The organism is Taklimakanibacter deserti, assembly GCA_003574785.1.
In genome coordinates this window covers 115159-129484 of record QORU01000007.1, presented here as the reverse complement: position 1 = coordinate 129484, position 14326 = coordinate 115159, and the positions used below count along the sequence as shown (strand labels likewise).

The following is a 14326-nucleotide window of genomic DNA, read 5'->3' as shown; positions in this document are numbered from 1 at the left end:
AATTAACCCGCAGACTCAATGATTTAGGAGGTCCGGTATCCAAGCGGAAAGTTATCAACAGGGAACGGCGGCGGTTGTGATTATCGTGCAAAAGCCGCCTGGAGACCGCCCCGCTGATTCTCCGCGGCGCCTGTCGACAATGGTCGAGATGCCTTATCGAGCGGAGGTCACAACGGCGTTTATAGCATCCCCAGTCTTGCTTCGGGTCTCGCCGTGTTGTCGGCGTTTGTTGTTTCACAGCCACTAACCGCTCATGCCGATGACGCCGCCGCCGCTTTTGCCGGCAGGATCGGCGACCTTGGGGCGCAATGCTTTCAAGAAGCACTATCATCACAGCGATGTCGCGCTTTTGGGAGGAGGGCAGACTTCAGCGCGCTGCCATCTCGAAACAGAACCGGATGATCTCGGTAAGTCCAAGCGCGATCGCTGACAGTGCGGCGCCGGCGGCAAGCAGGCTGTGCCGGCAATCCAGCACCAATGGGTTGCCTTATTTGGACGTGCTTGCCATGTCAGTGAAGATCGCCTCTTTGATCGACACCTATGGCATGAAGCTCATCGGCGGTTATGGCGCGCACGCCCGGCGGCCATTTGGTTGGGTCGGGCTTGCGCATGGGAGCAGTTCCCGCCTCCGGATCATTTGTCGTTCAGGTTGCCTCGATCTACTCACCGCCCGGTCCTCACGACGAGACTTCCTGCAATAATGGTGACCCCGGAAGGATTTGAACCTCCAACCCTCAGATTCGAAGTCTGATGCTCTATCCAATTGAGCTACGGGGCCCCGCAGTGATCTAGTCCGCCACCTGCCGCCCCGCAATGACCTTGCCGTGCAAGATGCAGATAATAATAGACTGAATAGTCGATTAATTAAAGAGAGCTATCGGGTCACAGCGACAAGCAGGAACATGGGGCGCTCGAGTTCTTCGGCAAATTCCGGCCGTTCCACGATTTGCTGGTCGCTCGGCCGCCACTCCTCCACATGCCTGACAACAAAGCCCGTGCGGATGAGAAGATTGAGCATCGTTCCCATCATGCGATGCTGCTTGATGACGCCGGGTGCCAGCCAGTTCGTGCTCCGCGGCCCTTCGATCAGATAGGAATCGAGAGGCCATGTCTTGCGTCCTTCCTGATCGATCTGCCATTCGGGACGTCGCGGCGCCATGTAGATGGGATGCTCGGTGGAAAACACAAAACTGCCGCCAGGCAGGAGTGCCCGGTGGATCACATTGAAGAGGCGCTCGAGGTTTTCCACGTAATGAACCACCAGCGAGCTGTACGCGACGTCGAATGCCGCTTCGGGCAGCATCAACGTTTCGAGATCGCTGCGCTGGTAGGTGATGCCATCCTGTCCGGGCTCGTTGAGTGCGCGCGCCAGCATCTTCTCCGACACATCGATGCCGAGAACGTCACGCGCCCCCGCGTTCAGGGCCCAACGGCAGAACCAGCCATAGCCGCAGCCAAGGTCGACCACATGCTTGTTTTTCATATCGGGAAGGAGTGCCCTGAGCGCTGGCCATTCGGCCATGCCGGCGAGACCTGTCTTCGAACGCTCGAGTTGGCTGTAGCCGGCAAAGAATTCGGGATTGTCGTAGATATTCTGGGTCATGGTGATCTCATGCTCGAAGCCGAAGTTCGGCAATCTTGCCGGTATTCGGGGAAGGATCGGAAGGGTTGTTCGTCACCGGAGCGCACATCGGCACAGCCAGAAGAAGCTATGCCACAGAGAAGCCTGAGCGGTGAAGAAATCGATGATCTGAGCGTGATGTTCGAACAAGCTGCTCCGACGCATCGATGGGTCGTGACGCGCGGCCGGTCCGAAAATTCCGGCTTTCAGATGTCTTTGTGTCGATCCTTGAAATGATCCAGAGCAGCATGATGGGCGCTTTCGTCATAGAAGCGGTTGCTGTGAAAGATAGCGACCATCAGCCCGACGCCCAGGGCATAAGATAGAGTAACCCCCAGGATCAAGGCCATCGCACCGCCCGCGCTTAGGCCGTTAAATCCGCCGAAAATGTACGTCCCCATCACCGTCAAGACGGCGAGCGCTGCTGTGCCGCCAATGATCTTGCCCAGGCTGATACGCGATAGTCCGGTTTCGACGGGCTCTTGCTGGCCCGACGGACCGGGAGGATGGTCGGGCGTCGTGGACATGAGATTATTGCGCCTTCGTTGTGTGTGAGCTCACAGTAAGAAGTGATCGATGAGCGTCCTCGGATCAAGGAGGCGCGACACTCACACACATCGGTCAATAGGTCCCTTTTGCAAAAGGTACAACCTTGAGTTATTAACCGCTAAAGCCTGCCTGGCCACTCAAGGTGGGCATTCGTGATAAACTTTCTCGGGGATTGCGGGACAGCGAAAGATGATTCCCGATACGCGAAATCCAGGAACCGGGGAAATAGGCGTTCTGACGAAACGTCTCGCCCGGGCCAATATGGACCTGCAGATTGAGCTCTCCGAGCTCATCAGCTCAGGCAAGGTTATTGAGGATTCGAATCTCCTTCGAACGATTGTGGATTTCCTGCCGGACTATTTGTTCGTCAAAGATCTGGCGAGCCGGTTTGTGATCGCGAACAAGGCCGTGGCCGCTGATCTTGGCCTCGCAACGGCCGCCGATCTCATCGGCAAGACCGATCTTGATTTTGTCAAACCGGAAATTGCCCAGCAGATCATGGCGGATGACCGGCGCATCATTGAGACGGGCGAGCCGCTTATCGACTTTGAAGAGCTTCTCATAACGTCGGCAGGCGTCAGGAAATGGCTCTCGACGACCAAGCTGCCGCTGCGCAACGCCGCCCAGGAGATCGTGGGCATCGTTGGCATGTGCCGCGACATCACCGACCGCAAGCGCAGCGACTTTCTGCGCAGCGGTGAGGGGCGCATCCTCGAGATGATCGCGACCGATATCGCCCTCGAGGATGTGCTCAAGGAGACGATCCATTTCATCGAAGGGCAGCTTGAGGGCATTACCGGTTCGATCCTCCTGCTCGATGAGGAACTCAGGCTCAGGCACGGAGCGGCGCCGAACCTGCCGATGAGCTACAATCAGGCCATCGACGGCATTGCCATCGGCCCGAGCGTCGGGTCCTGCGGCACCGCCGCCTTCCGGCGCGAAACCGTGATCGTGACGGATGTCCTGAACGATCCCTTGTGGGCCGATTACCATCAGCTTGTGGCTCCCTTTGGCTTTCGCAGTTGCTGGTCAACCCCCATATTGTCGCATCTGGGTAATGTGCTCGGCACTTTCGCCATGTATTCGCGCGTAGCTCGTTCCCCCAGTGGCTTCGAGCTCAGCCTTGTAGAAGCCGCCAGCAGGATTGCCGGTATCGCAATCGAGCGCCGGATCGTCGAGAAGCGTATCCATCATCTGGCGCATCATGATGCGTTGACCGGACTTCCCAATCGCACCTTGCTCAAGGACCGGCTGGCCCAATTGCTGCTCTATGCCGGCCGCTTCAAATCAAACCTTGCCGTTGCCTTCATCGATCTGGACAATTTCAAGCTCATCAATGACGGACTTGGTCACAATGCCGGTGATGAAGTGCTGCAGATTGTGGCGCAGCGCATGACATCCTGCGTGACGGCGAGCGACACGGTGGTGCGCCTGGGCGGTGACGAATTCGTCATCCTGTTTCTTGATCCCCCGGACGCGGAGGCCTGGTTTCATCGGCTGGAGACAAGACTTGCCGAGCCGATCCATGTCTGCGGCCATACCTTGCGGATCACCTGCAGCGCTGGCCTCGTCATCTATCCTTTTGACGGCGATGACGTCGAAACGCTTCTGACCAATGCCGATGCGGCGATGTATGCCGCAAAGGAGTCTGGTCGCAACAATCTCCAGCGCTATACCGGCGAGCTCAAAAAGAGGACGCAAGCCCGGCTGATGCTGCAGGAAGGCATCAAGAACGCGGTCTCGCGTCAAGAATTCAGGTTGCTATATCAGCCTCAGCTCGACCTGCGCACGGGCGAGATGTTTGCGGCCGAGGCGCTCATTCGCTGGCAGCATCCGCATTTGGGGGTCATTTATCCCACCCAGTTCATCCGCGAGGCTGAGGATAGCGGCCGCATCGTCGAGATCGGTGAATGGGTGCTCAATACGGCGTGCAGTCAATGCAAGGCGTGGCAAGAGAGGGAACAGCGAAAAATTGGTGTTTCGATAAACGTATCAGCCCGTCAGTTTATGGAGGATAATTGGATCAAGCGTGTCGAGGCGGCGCTCACCGCCAGTGATCTCGATCCGCAATATCTCGATCTCGAGCTCACTGAGAGCCTCATCATGCAGGATATTCAGCACGCCACGATGACCATGCACCGGCTCAAGGAAATGGGCGTGCAGCTTTCCATCGACGACTTCGGCACTGGCTATTCCAATCTGAGCGCCCTCAAGAGTTTTCCGCTGACGCGCCTCAAGATTGATCAGTCGTTCATCCGCGGCTTGCCGCTCAATCAAGACGATGCCGCGCTCGCGAAGGCCATCATTTCACTGGGTCGCCAGCTCAACCTCCGCACTCTCGCTGAAGGGGTGGAAAAGCTGGAGCAGATCGAGTTCCTGAGGCCGAATGGGTGCGACGAATATCAGGGATATTATTTCAGCAAGCCGGTGACGGCGGAGGAGCTCTTTGAAAGGAAATGCGCACAAGAATTTCCGGCACCACCTCAATCGATTTAGACAAGATGGACTTCGATCCTACCGAAATGCTCGCCAAGCCGTTGATGGCGCATCTCGCCACCGGCAGTCCCGATGGACCACGCGATTCACCGGTCTGGTTCCTATGGGAAGAGGGCGCTGTCTGGCTTATTGCGAACAGCGAAGATAGTTACCCCGTAAGGCTTCGCGCCGAGCCGCGTTGTGCGATTGGTATCGTGGAGTTTGACGTGACGCGGGGAATTCTGCGTCATGTCGGGATTAGGGGGCGAGCCGATATTCTTCCCCTCGACAAAGCGCGGCTTCGCCGGCTGCTCGAACGTTATCTGGGGCCGGTGCCGAGCGAATGGAATGAATGGTTCACGGCCCAGATCGTTGAGCCCTTGGATCTGATGATCCGCATTACGCCGGTGAGCACCGTTGCGCGGGACATGTCCTATTTCAAAACCGGACCGGATTTTCCCACTGCCGCCGCGTAAGTGCAGTGAGCCGAGCCGCTCACAGGACTGATCCTACATCTGATGTCTGTCGGATGACGGCGTTACGGCGATTGCCGTTCCAATTCGTTTGCCAGATTACGCACCAAGAGCTTTGCGTGACGAAGCGCCAAGGCTCGACGCTCCGCAGCAGGCTGGTCCAGACCAGCTCCCGGTAGGTCGGAAGCTACTTCGAAATTGAGGCGACCGACATGGTCTATGGTGAAGTTAGCCTTGGCCGAATGATCTTCCTCGCTCCAGATCAGTTTGCTTTTGCTCATGCAGGCCTCCCTAGTGTCCGGGCGGGGAGCCTATCAGCAGAATGCGCAACTGGGAAGCGAAACAGCCAATAATGGATCAGATGTCATTTTTGGTGATTGCCCAACTTATGGCCTTACTTTCCCCCGCGCTCGCGATGCCTTGATGCCTTGTTCCTTGACGACCTTTTCAGCAGCTTCGCGGGCCGCGCGCAGCCGTGCCGTCTTTTCATCGCGCCTTTTCTTTTCCGCGGCGATAATGGTCATGGCCGCGTCGTGCGCGGCTTTTATTCTCGCCTCATTGACGGAGCGTGCCGGCATTTTTCTAGCCGCCGAGCAGAACCCACGCCGCCAGGAGTCCGATAGCGGCGCCAGCCGTGCCGAAACCCAACACATATTTCATGGGTGGCACGTTTACCGCCTGACGTGCCTCGGCGGGTTTCAGATCGCGTTTCATCTTTGAGTAACAATTGCCACCGCGGATGGTTCCCGCGGCATGCACCTTGCATTAACCCAAAGTCAAAAATTGTCGCGGATAATGCCACTCATGGCAGGCTTGTCAGGCCTGATCACGAGTGGGTTAGTGGGAGTAGATGATGGGGTTTCTGAGAAGCCTGTTCGGGACCAAGGAGTCGCCGGCACCCGAAGCGGTTGTGACGGCCGCGGTAACGGCTCCGCCTCCACTTCCGCCACAGGCCAGTCCGTCATTCTCCGCCCCGGATTTCATCGAATGCACCGATCGGCGCTTTTTCGAGATTCTCGAAACCTATCAGAACCGCACGCGGCCGCTCCACGATCATGTGACCTGGGATGCGGATGAAGAGGCGCGGCTGAAGACGCGTCGGATTGAGGCCTACCAGCTTCGCAACGGCACCGGCTACAAGCCGCACGATGTGTTTCATCTCTGGCCTTACAATGCGGTCGAACCGGAGCATGTGATCAAGCGCGTGCAACTCAAGAAGACCGCGCCCAAGACGCTGCCCGAATACTCACAGATCATGCATGTCAATGTCGTGTCCGACCGGGTGATGAAGGCGATCACTGCCCTGGAAGAAGGGCGTCATGCTTTCTATCCGCTTGAAATCGTCCAGGCGGAGGGCGGTACGTCCTATCGCTATTACTTCATGCAATTCCTCGAACATACCGATTGCACGGTTCCGAAGCTCGGCGGCTTCCGCAAAGGCGTGCGGCAGGACGGTACGACCTACTGGGTCCGTGCTTCCACGGATGATAAAGTCTCGCTGGACATAGGGCGCGTCGGCGCACGTCATCTCTTCTGTGACAAGCGGGCCAAGTCGGGTTGCTTCATCTCAGGCGAACTCGTGACCAAGCTCGGCGATTTCCTGCCGCAGGGCTATTACCTCGCTGAGGTCGGACTGGTACGCGCACGGCCTGACGCTTGATCCGTGCGATTTTTGCGTATCTGCCAAGGGTTGAGTGTCCCGTAGCCGCGTTGGCAGACAAGACGACTGGATCTCAACAATATCAATTGATTCAGAGCGAGGCTTGTCATCGGAGATTCATGGATATTGGATATCCTGAAGCCCAGATGAACGGATCATTCAGCCAGGATTGATGCGGCGGCACCTAAGAACGCCAGCCATCAGTTTGCTTCAGGAGAGCCAAATGTTCACGCATCTTTCCCGTAGGGTCACGTCCAATGCCGGGGGCAAATCCTCGCTCGGCTTGTTCGAGCGGATTCGCCGGCATTACGTGAAGCGGGCGGCCCGCCACCAGCTCTACGCGCTCGATGAGCGGATGCTGCACGATATTGGTATCTCGCGGAGCGACATCGACCGCCTCACCAAGGGATGATCCCGGAAGCCGGATAGCGGGGGCGCAGCTGCTGCCTGTGGCCGCTGCGCCCCCGGCCGGTCACTTCCACTGCCCGGCAATCTGCCGCGTCGTGGCGTTGAGCCGGTTCCAGAAATTGATCAGCGCGATCTGGACAACTAGGGCACCAAGCGCCGACTCATCATAATGATGCGTTGCTTCGACCCAGATGTCGTCGGGTACCGGATCCGATCTGTCATTGAGGCGTGTCGCCGCCTCGGCGAGTGCCAGTGCGGCGCGCTCGGCGCCGCTGAAATAGGGCGTCTCGCGCCATGCTCCTACGGCAAAGATGCGCTCATCGGTGACGCCCGCTTTTTTCAGTTCGCGCGCATGCATATCGACGCATACCCCGCAGCCATTGATTTGGCTGGCACGCAAATGCACCAGCTTGCGAGTCGCGAAATCTATGCCGCTGGTGGCTTTATCGACTGCCAGCATCGCTTGCAGCACGTCGGGAAACAACATCACGACGTTCTTCATTCGGGCTTTCATTGTCATGTCCTTTCGCTGTCGGTTTGATGTGTCTTCGAGAATAAGACGAGACAGGGCAGGGGATCGTGACGTGCGCCGGAAAGATTTTTGGATGCCAAGACCCGCTGGCCTTAAGGAACGCTCCTCACGGGCCCATGGGCCAGCTATAAGGGGAAGACATGAGGGGAGTTCCCGGATGATCGACCAGGCTACTTTGCTGACATATCTCGCCGTGCTGACCGGCTTTGTCTTCCTGCCCGGGCCGGCCGTGCTATTGACCCTGGCGCGTTCGGCGAGCTCAGGTCCCCGGGCGGGCATTGCGACCGGTCTCGGCATCGCGACGGGGGATATGGCTCATACGGCAATGGCGGTATTCGGGCTTTCGGCGATCCTTGCCGCATCGGCGCTGCTCTTCACCATCATCAAATACGCCGGAGCGGTCTATTTGATCTATCTCGGGATCAGGGCGATCTGTGAGAAGACCGAAATCGGCTCGCTCATCCAAACTCCCCGCATCTCCATCGCGCAAGCTTACCGGCAGGCTGTCGTCGCCGAGCTTTTGAATCCGAAATCGGCGCTATTCTTCCTGGCCTTTCTTCCGCAATTCGTGCATCCCGGTAATGGCGCCGTGCCCATGCAGCTCGCATTTCTGGGCTTCCTCTTTGTGCTTCTCGGAGCCGTAAGTTCGACGGCCTACGCGTTAGCAGGCGGTTCGATCAGCCATTTACTGCGCCGCAATGCATTTGTCGCGCGCTGGCAGGGCAAGGTGGTCGGCGGCATTTATTGCGCTCTGGGAATCCGCCTCGCCCTGCAGGATAGGTGAACCGTTCCTAAATGAAACGGGCCGGCTGGGCCGGCCCGTCGCTGCATGGCCTTCGGTGAGGGCGCGTTAAGAACCGAAGGTCACGCGGGCCTCGAATATCTCTGGGATGCTGCTGGCGCCACACCCGATCGAGTGGGCGTCGCATAGCATGCATGTAGGTCGAAATCAGGGAGAACCGATGATTTTGGAGCTTTTCCGCGTCACTGTTGCGGAGCAGCTACACTCCCGCCCGGAATTGGATAGGAGAGAAGCAAATTCTGGTCGAAAGTGAAAAAGGCGAGCCGAAATCTTCAGAGCGGATTGAGAGAGCGAGCCGATCCGACGGGCAATCGCGGCGCCATCGCGCCAATAGCCGGCTTGTGCGGCGAATGGCTGGGGCGCCAGGATTCGAACCTGGGAATGGCGGAATCAAAATCCGCTGCCTTACCACTTGGCTACGCCCCATTGGCCGGAGGACCCTCCTCGCCAAAGCTTCGGAGGGCATCCTACAAAGCGCCGCAAGGCGCGAGGTAGGATTGGCCGGAGGACCATATACTGGCTCGCTTGCTGCACCGCAATGAGGGCCACGGGCTTGTCCCGTTTCTTTCTTGGGGGTTGACGGCAGGCGTTTGCGGGGGCAAAGAGCCAGCGTTTCAAGGAACGGAGTGTAGCGCAGTCTGGTAGCGCACCTGCTTCGGGAGCAGGGGGTCGGAGGTTCGAATCCTCTCACTCCGACCAGTTTTCCCTATCCCATTGATTTCATTGGGCTTAGCTGGTCCACAGGCCTTACTGGCCTGAGGCAAGCTCATTCTTGAGCCGCTCCAATATCCTGCCAACCTCGTTTTTCAGCCGGTTGTTCTTGGCCGCGCGACCGGCCGCCGCCCGGATGTCCTCCAGCGCCTCGGTCTGCTTCTGCACCCGCTTCTCGAGGCCCGGATCGACGGTGGCTGCCACCGTCTCCTCGGCCGGTGCGGCGCTGACGGGTGTCGGCGCCGGCGGCGGCGGCTCGGGCCCCAGGAGCCGCTCGACCAGTTTGTTCATGCCCTGCAGCGACAGGTTCCGATCATCGGCGAAATTGTTGAGCACCGAGAATTCAGTGCCTTGGGCCTTGCTGGCCTCGAGCGCGACCTCCCCGACATCGAGCCAGCCGAACCCTGCGCCGGCGACGATCTTCTTGAGCCTATCCTTGACCCCTTGCCGATTCGGCAGGAGGTCGCTGGCATAGCCTCGATAACGGGTGAATTGCGGGGCGAGGCTATAGATCAGCGGCGAATAGAAGATCGTAACCTTGCCGATCGATTCGTTCTGCGCCAGATTTTTGAGCGCGCTGATCACCTCTTCCGGCGTCCCGAGTCTGTCTCCCGAATCGAGATCGGCTTCCGAGTAGAAATAAATAAGCTCGTCAACCTGGCCGCGATAGCGCGGTATGGCCTTGGTCAGGTTGCAGATGACCTGTTCCGCCGAACCTTCGGGCACGGCGAGCGTGACATATTGCCGGCTATTGTCCCGTTTCTGCAGGCGCGAGGCGAGCGAATTAGCATCGTCGAGCAGAAGACCGAAAGCTGCGGATCCACCCGCCACGACCACTTTCCGCGGTTGCTCGACCAAGGGGACCGTCACCCGTTCGGCGAGCGCATTGGTGGTGAGGGTGTGAGCGCCGTAGCCATAATCCTGGAAAAACAGGCTGAGCTCCGGTGAAAGAGCCGTAGTGCGGTCATGAAAGGCAATGATCGGATCGAGCGGCTCGGACAAAGTGGAGCGCACGAACAACACGGTCTTGTCCAGATTGGCCTTCGGGCTGATGCATTCGCGATTTTCGATCGTCAGCCGCGCGCGGTCCGTCTGGGTCTGCGCATAGGACAAAGTCGAGAGCCCGATTCCGGCTTCCACCATCTTGGGGATCAGCGACTTGATTTGCTCCTCGTCGCTGACGACACCCGGGAATTCGATCTTTTCCTGGTTGTAATAGTCGGCCAATTGATCCCAGTCGATCGAGAATTGGCTCCAGGCGACCGGCAATTGGCCCCATCCGGGCGATGTGATGTTCTGCCACCCCAGGGTGACCACCAGAATCGCGGCGGCAGCCAGTGCCAGAAACGCACTGCGTATCATTCAAGGCCTCCTCTGACCGAGCGGCTTCTCTCGTGATCTCCGCAACCAGATGCCGATGCCGCCGTCATTCGCGTCATACTATAACCGCAAGCCGGGCGCTTGCCGAAACGGTTTCTGTTCAAATGGATACTACGCCTTAATGGCGCTCTCTCGTCCTTTTCAAGGCATGAGCCCTGAGTTCCCGCGCCACAGGGAGGCGCTGTCAATTGAGCCAAATGCTGCTATGACGGGGGTCCAGCCGCGGCGATTTCAAGCCCGGCTGTCTTTTTGAGCGTAGCAACCATCCCATCGGCATCTGCGACATGGCGCCCGGCATCCCCCTTCGCATCACAGCCACGGCGCTTGCCCCCTTCGCTTGTGGTTATTTGCTGTCCTACTTGCTGCGGGCGGTCAATGCGGTGGTGGCGCCCGATCTCGTCGCCGACCTGTCCCTGACCCCGGCCGAGCTCGGGCTGCTGACGTCGGCCTATTTACTGGCCTTTGCGCTGTTCCAATTGCCGCTCGGCATATTGTTCGACCGTTACGGCCCCCGCCGCGTCCAGTCCGCCCTGCTGGCGTTTGCCGCGGCAGGCTGCGCGCTCTTCGCCTTGGCGCCTGGCTTCCTCACCTTGTTTATCGCCCGGGCCATCATCGGGCTGGGCTTCGCCGGCGGCCTGATGTCGGGCTTCAAGGCGACCTCGCTGTGGGTGGCGCCGGAGCGCCGCACGCTCGCCAACTCCTGCATCATGGCGGTTGGCGCACTGGGCATTATCGTCGCGACCGAACCGACCCAATATCTGGTGAGCCAGGTGGGCTGGCGCAGCGCCTTTCTCATTTTCGCGGGCCTCGTTTTCGCCGGCGCCTGTCTGATTTTCCTGGCCGTCCCCCGCCGCGACGGTGAGCGGGTGGAAGCGCATTTCTCCGAGCAGTTCGGCCAATTGCGGCGCATCCTGAGATTGCCGCTCTATTGGCGCCTGGCGCCTTTCCTGGGCCTGACGGCGGGCGTGCAGATCGGCATCCAGACCTTATGGGCCGGCCCCTGGCTGCGCGATGTGTTGGAGCTCGGCCGGGACGAGGTGGCGCGCCATCTCCTGTGGATGGCCGTCGCCTTCATGGTCGGTATCTTGTCGATCGGCTTCGTGATCGATCGGCTCGGCCGGCGTGGAGTCAGCCCGCTCACCGTCATGCTGGTTTATTTGCTGGTCTATCTTGCGGCGCAGAGCGTCATCGTCCTGCGCGTCCCGGAAGTGAGCTTCCCCGCCTGGCTCGTGCTGGCGGCAACCGGGCAAGTGGGCATTGTCGCCTTTCCATGGTTCGCCGCCCAGGTCGGCAACGAGCTGGCCGGCCGGTCCAATGCCAGCCTCAATTTTGCGATGTTCGTCGCAGCCTTTATCGTGCAGGGCGTGATCGGCATGATCATCGGCCTCTTCGCGCCGACCGCCACCGGCTACGCGCCGGAGGCCTATAGTTGGGCCTTCGGTACCTTCTTCGTTCTCCAGTTGCTGGCGCTCGGCTGGTATCTCTGGGGATCTCATATCAAGGAAGCTCGCTATGCCTAATCCCGTGATCGCCGAAGTGACTCGCGGCGGTGTGGTCGAAAGCCGTCATACCGGCGCCTATGCGGTTGTGGATGCCGCGGGCAAGCTCGTCGCTTCGGCGGGTGATGTCACCCAGGCGGTGTTTCCGCGTTCAGCCATCAAGGCTTTCCAGTGCCTGCCCCTGATCGAAAGCGGTGCCGCTGACCGTTTTGGTTTCAGCGATGAAGAGCTGGCGCTGGCCTGCGCCTCCCATAGTGGCGAGGCGCCGCATGTCAGGGTCGCCGGCGGCATGCTGGCCAAGGCCGGCATGAGCGAGGCGCAATATGAATGCGGTGCGCACTGGCCTTACGAGCTTTCGGCCCAGCATGACATGGTGCGTCATGCGGAAGAGCCCCGCGCCATTCACAATAACTGCTCCGGCAAGCATGCCGGCATGCTGGCGCTGGCCCATCAGCTCGGGGTGCCGGCCGAAGGCTATAGCCGGATCGATCATCCGGTTCAGCGCGCCATCGCCCGCACCTTAAGCGAATTATGCGACGTCGATATCGGGTCGCAGCCCCATGGCATAGACGGGTGCTCGGTGCCGACCTGGGCCATCCCGTTGCGCAACCTGGCGCTGGGCTTTGCCCGCTTTGCCTCCGGGGCAACGCTCGATGAGGCGCGCAAGGCCGCCTCCTTGCGCATCATCGAGGCGGTGCGGGCCCATCCTTTCATGGTGGCGGGAACCAACCGCTTCTGCACCCGGGTGATGCAGAGGGTGCCGCGCGCCTTCGTGAAGACGGGCGCTGAAGGCGTGTTTTGCGGCGCCGTGCCGCATGCGGGCTTCGGCATTGCGCTCAAATGCGACGACGGCGCCTCGCGCGCCTCGGAATCAGCGATGGCGGCCGTCCTGGCGTCCTTGCCGGTCTGGACCGACAGTGAGCGCCAGGCGCTCAAGACCTTCGCCGGAAGCGATCTCAGCAACTGGCGCAAGATCCATGTCGGCGACGTGCACGCATTGATCTAGCTTTTCACGGGGGTAACGTCAGCTCGAAAAGGGTCTGCGGATCGGCAATACCCTTGAGCTGGTGCTGGCCGAGATCGCGCACCATGCTGGCCGGCAAGGACCGGGCGACGTCGGCCGAGCAAATGGCCGCCTTGTCGAGCAGTTTGGCCGCACTCTCCAGACGGCTGACATAGTTCACGGTCGGACCGACGACGGTGAAATCGAGCCGGTCGAGGCTGCCGATATTGCCATAGACGACCGGCCCCACATGGACGGCGCTGACAAAGCGCAGCTCGGGGTCGCTATTCCGGGCAAAAGCCAGGCCGACGCTGCGGACCGCCCGCGCGCACGCCTCGGCGCGCCCGTTCCCTTCGGAGGAAAAGAGTGCCAGCACGCCATCGCCAATGAACTTGAGCACATCCCCGCCCTCCGCCCGCACCGCATCGACGACGATCTCGAAATAGGCGCCCAGGAGCTGCAGAAGCCGGTCGGGCTTGAGCTTTTCCGACAGGCCGGTGAAGCCGCGCAAGTCGGTGACCATGACGGCGGCTTCGATCTGCGTCGTGGCGCCGCGCTGGAAGGCGCCACCCACCACCCGGTCGGCCGGACCCGAGCCGAGATAGACCTCAAGCAGGCTCGCCATCGAATGGCGCATCGCAGCGGGCTCCATGGCCGCCGCCAGCGCCGGCATCAGCCTCTCGATCAATGCGGCTTCCTCTTCGCGAAAGCCGCCCGGACGATCGGTGGTGAAGGCGCTGGCCTGGACCGAACCGTCACCATATTCGACCGGCAAGGCGAGATAGTCGGTGCTGCCCTGCGCCGCGAGCTCGAAAAGCACCTCATGGTCTCGGCCGCGCTCCAGTCTTTCGAGCGAGCCCCGGAACCGCGTCCGTGTCTTGACGACATGTTCGAAGGGGCTGCCGTAGAAGGCGTTTGTCTGCAGCACGCCGCGTGGCACGGTATAGAGCTCGGTGCCGCCACTGCGTTTCCACACGACGCCCCAGGCGCCGATCAGGGGATTGGCGACCTGCTGAGCGATGCGCACACGCCACAAAGGAACGCCGGCGTCGGTAAGCCGCTCCACCAAGCCATTGACGATCTCGACCGGCGTGCAGGATCGCCGTGCCGGACCGATCAACCAATTCGTTATCTGGGCCTCGGCTGCCGCGAAACCTTCGCCAGGCAACTCGCCGGGTTTGGTATCCATGCCGTAGCCTACGCCGGGCTCTGG

Annotated in this window: 15 protein-coding genes and 3 tRNA genes; 9 read left to right on the top strand and 9 right to left on the bottom strand. The window is 60.1% G+C overall.

Features of this window, described 5'->3' with window-relative positions; translation table 11 throughout:
- Positions 1 to 308 precede the first annotated feature (308 nt).
- On the top strand, positions 309 to 701 hold the full coding sequence (locus DS839_RS36490; protein WP_162918567.1) for a hypothetical protein: 393 nt from the start codon (positions 309 to 311) through the stop codon (positions 699 to 701).
- Here DS839_RS36490 and DS839_RS15805 read toward each other — a convergent pair.
- The 3 genes from DS839_RS15805 to DS839_RS15795 form a co-directional block, all read right to left on the bottom strand.
- A tRNA-Arg gene (locus DS839_RS15805) sits at positions 702 to 778 on the bottom strand.
- Positions 779 to 874: 96 nt separating this feature from the next.
- Positions 875 to 1603: a class I SAM-dependent methyltransferase gene (locus DS839_RS15800; RefSeq protein WP_119271692.1), complete on the bottom strand. Its 729-nt coding sequence runs from the start codon at positions 1601 to 1603 to the stop codon at positions 875 to 877.
- A 224-nt stretch (positions 1604 to 1827) separates the two neighbouring features.
- The gene (locus tag DS839_RS15795) at positions 1828 to 2148 is read right to left on the bottom strand and encodes a hypothetical protein (RefSeq protein ID WP_119271407.1); all 321 of its coding nucleotides are present in this window, start codon (positions 2146 to 2148) and stop codon (positions 1828 to 1830) included.
- A 211-nt stretch (positions 2149 to 2359) separates the two neighbouring features.
- Between DS839_RS15795 and DS839_RS15790 the strand changes: the two genes are divergently transcribed.
- Both DS839_RS15790 and DS839_RS15785 read left to right on the top strand, forming a co-directional pair.
- Positions 2360 to 4666, top strand: a complete 2307-nt coding sequence (locus tag DS839_RS15790) for a sensor domain-containing protein (RefSeq protein ID WP_119271406.1) — start codon at positions 2360 to 2362, stop codon at positions 4664 to 4666.
- Positions 4627 to 5121: a pyridoxamine 5'-phosphate oxidase family protein gene (locus DS839_RS15785; protein WP_119271405.1), complete on the top strand. Its 495-nt coding sequence runs from the start codon at positions 4627 to 4629 to the stop codon at positions 5119 to 5121. Before DS839_RS15790 ends, DS839_RS15785 begins: the two co-directional genes overlap by 40 nt.
- Positions 5122 to 5183: 62 nt before the next feature.
- On the opposite strand, the gene DS839_RS15780 is transcribed toward DS839_RS15785, so the two are convergent.
- Together DS839_RS15780 and DS839_RS36485 are read right to left on the bottom strand one after the other, a co-directional pair.
- On the bottom strand, positions 5184 to 5399 hold the full coding sequence (locus DS839_RS15780; RefSeq protein WP_119271404.1) for a hypothetical protein: 216 nt from the start codon (positions 5397 to 5399) through the stop codon (positions 5184 to 5186).
- A 105-nt stretch (positions 5400 to 5504) separates the two neighbouring features.
- Positions 5505 to 5642 (bottom strand): hypothetical protein, encoded by a 138-nt coding sequence (locus DS839_RS36485; RefSeq protein WP_162918566.1) that lies wholly within the window; start codon positions 5640 to 5642, stop codon positions 5505 to 5507.
- 326 nt (positions 5643 to 5968) lie between these two features.
- Between DS839_RS36485 and DS839_RS15770 the strand changes: the two genes are divergently transcribed.
- Complete coding sequence (locus DS839_RS15770) at positions 5969 to 6778, top strand: imm11 family protein (RefSeq protein ID WP_162918565.1); 810 nt, start codon at positions 5969 to 5971, stop codon at positions 6776 to 6778.
- Between the two features lie 223 nt (positions 6779 to 7001).
- Entirely contained in the window at positions 7002 to 7190 is a 189-nt protein-coding gene (locus DS839_RS15765) for a DUF1127 domain-containing protein (protein WP_162918564.1), read from the top strand.
- A 60-nt stretch (positions 7191 to 7250) separates the two neighbouring features.
- On the opposite strand, the gene DS839_RS15760 is transcribed toward DS839_RS15765, so the two are convergent.
- Positions 7251 to 7700, bottom strand: a complete 450-nt coding sequence (locus DS839_RS15760; protein ID WP_119271400.1) for a carboxymuconolactone decarboxylase family protein — start codon at positions 7698 to 7700, stop codon at positions 7251 to 7253.
- Between the two features lie 175 nt (positions 7701 to 7875).
- Here DS839_RS15760 and DS839_RS15755 point away from each other — a divergent pair, with 175 nt between their 5' ends.
- Positions 7876 to 8502 carry a LysE family translocator gene (locus DS839_RS15755; protein ID WP_119271399.1) on the top strand — a complete coding sequence of 209 codons (627 nt, stop codon included), beginning with the start codon at positions 7876 to 7878 and terminating at the stop codon, positions 8500 to 8502.
- 369 nt (positions 8503 to 8871) lie between these two features.
- Here DS839_RS15755 and DS839_RS15750 read toward each other — a convergent pair.
- Positions 8872 to 8946: transfer RNA gene (locus tag DS839_RS15750), tRNA-Gln, on the bottom strand.
- A 196-nt stretch (positions 8947 to 9142) separates the two neighbouring features.
- Between DS839_RS15750 and DS839_RS15745 the strand changes: the two genes are divergently transcribed.
- Positions 9143 to 9219: transfer RNA gene (locus DS839_RS15745), tRNA-Pro, on the top strand.
- 48 nt (positions 9220 to 9267) lie between these two features.
- On the opposite strand, the gene DS839_RS15740 is transcribed toward DS839_RS15745, so the two are convergent.
- Complete coding sequence (locus tag DS839_RS15740) at positions 9268 to 10593, bottom strand: hypothetical protein (RefSeq protein ID WP_119271398.1); 1326 nt, start codon at positions 10591 to 10593, stop codon at positions 9268 to 9270.
- Between the two features lie 302 nt (positions 10594 to 10895).
- Here DS839_RS15740 and DS839_RS15735 point away from each other — a divergent pair, with 302 nt between their 5' ends.
- Both DS839_RS15735 and DS839_RS15730 read left to right on the top strand, forming a co-directional pair.
- Complete coding sequence (locus DS839_RS15735; RefSeq protein ID WP_119271397.1) at positions 10896 to 12131, top strand: MFS transporter; 1236 nt, start codon at positions 10896 to 10898, stop codon at positions 12129 to 12131.
- Positions 12124 to 13116 (top strand): asparaginase, encoded by a 993-nt coding sequence (locus DS839_RS15730; protein ID WP_119271396.1) that lies wholly within the window; start codon positions 12124 to 12126, stop codon positions 13114 to 13116. The genes DS839_RS15735 and DS839_RS15730 overlap by 8 nt, the downstream gene beginning before the upstream one ends.
- 4 nt (positions 13117 to 13120) lie before the next feature.
- On the opposite strand, the gene DS839_RS15725 is transcribed toward DS839_RS15730, so the two are convergent.
- Positions 13121 to 14302, bottom strand: a complete 1182-nt coding sequence (locus tag DS839_RS15725; RefSeq protein ID WP_119271395.1) for an adenylate/guanylate cyclase domain-containing protein — start codon at positions 14300 to 14302, stop codon at positions 13121 to 13123.
- Between the last annotated feature and the right edge of the window lie 24 nt (positions 14303 to 14326).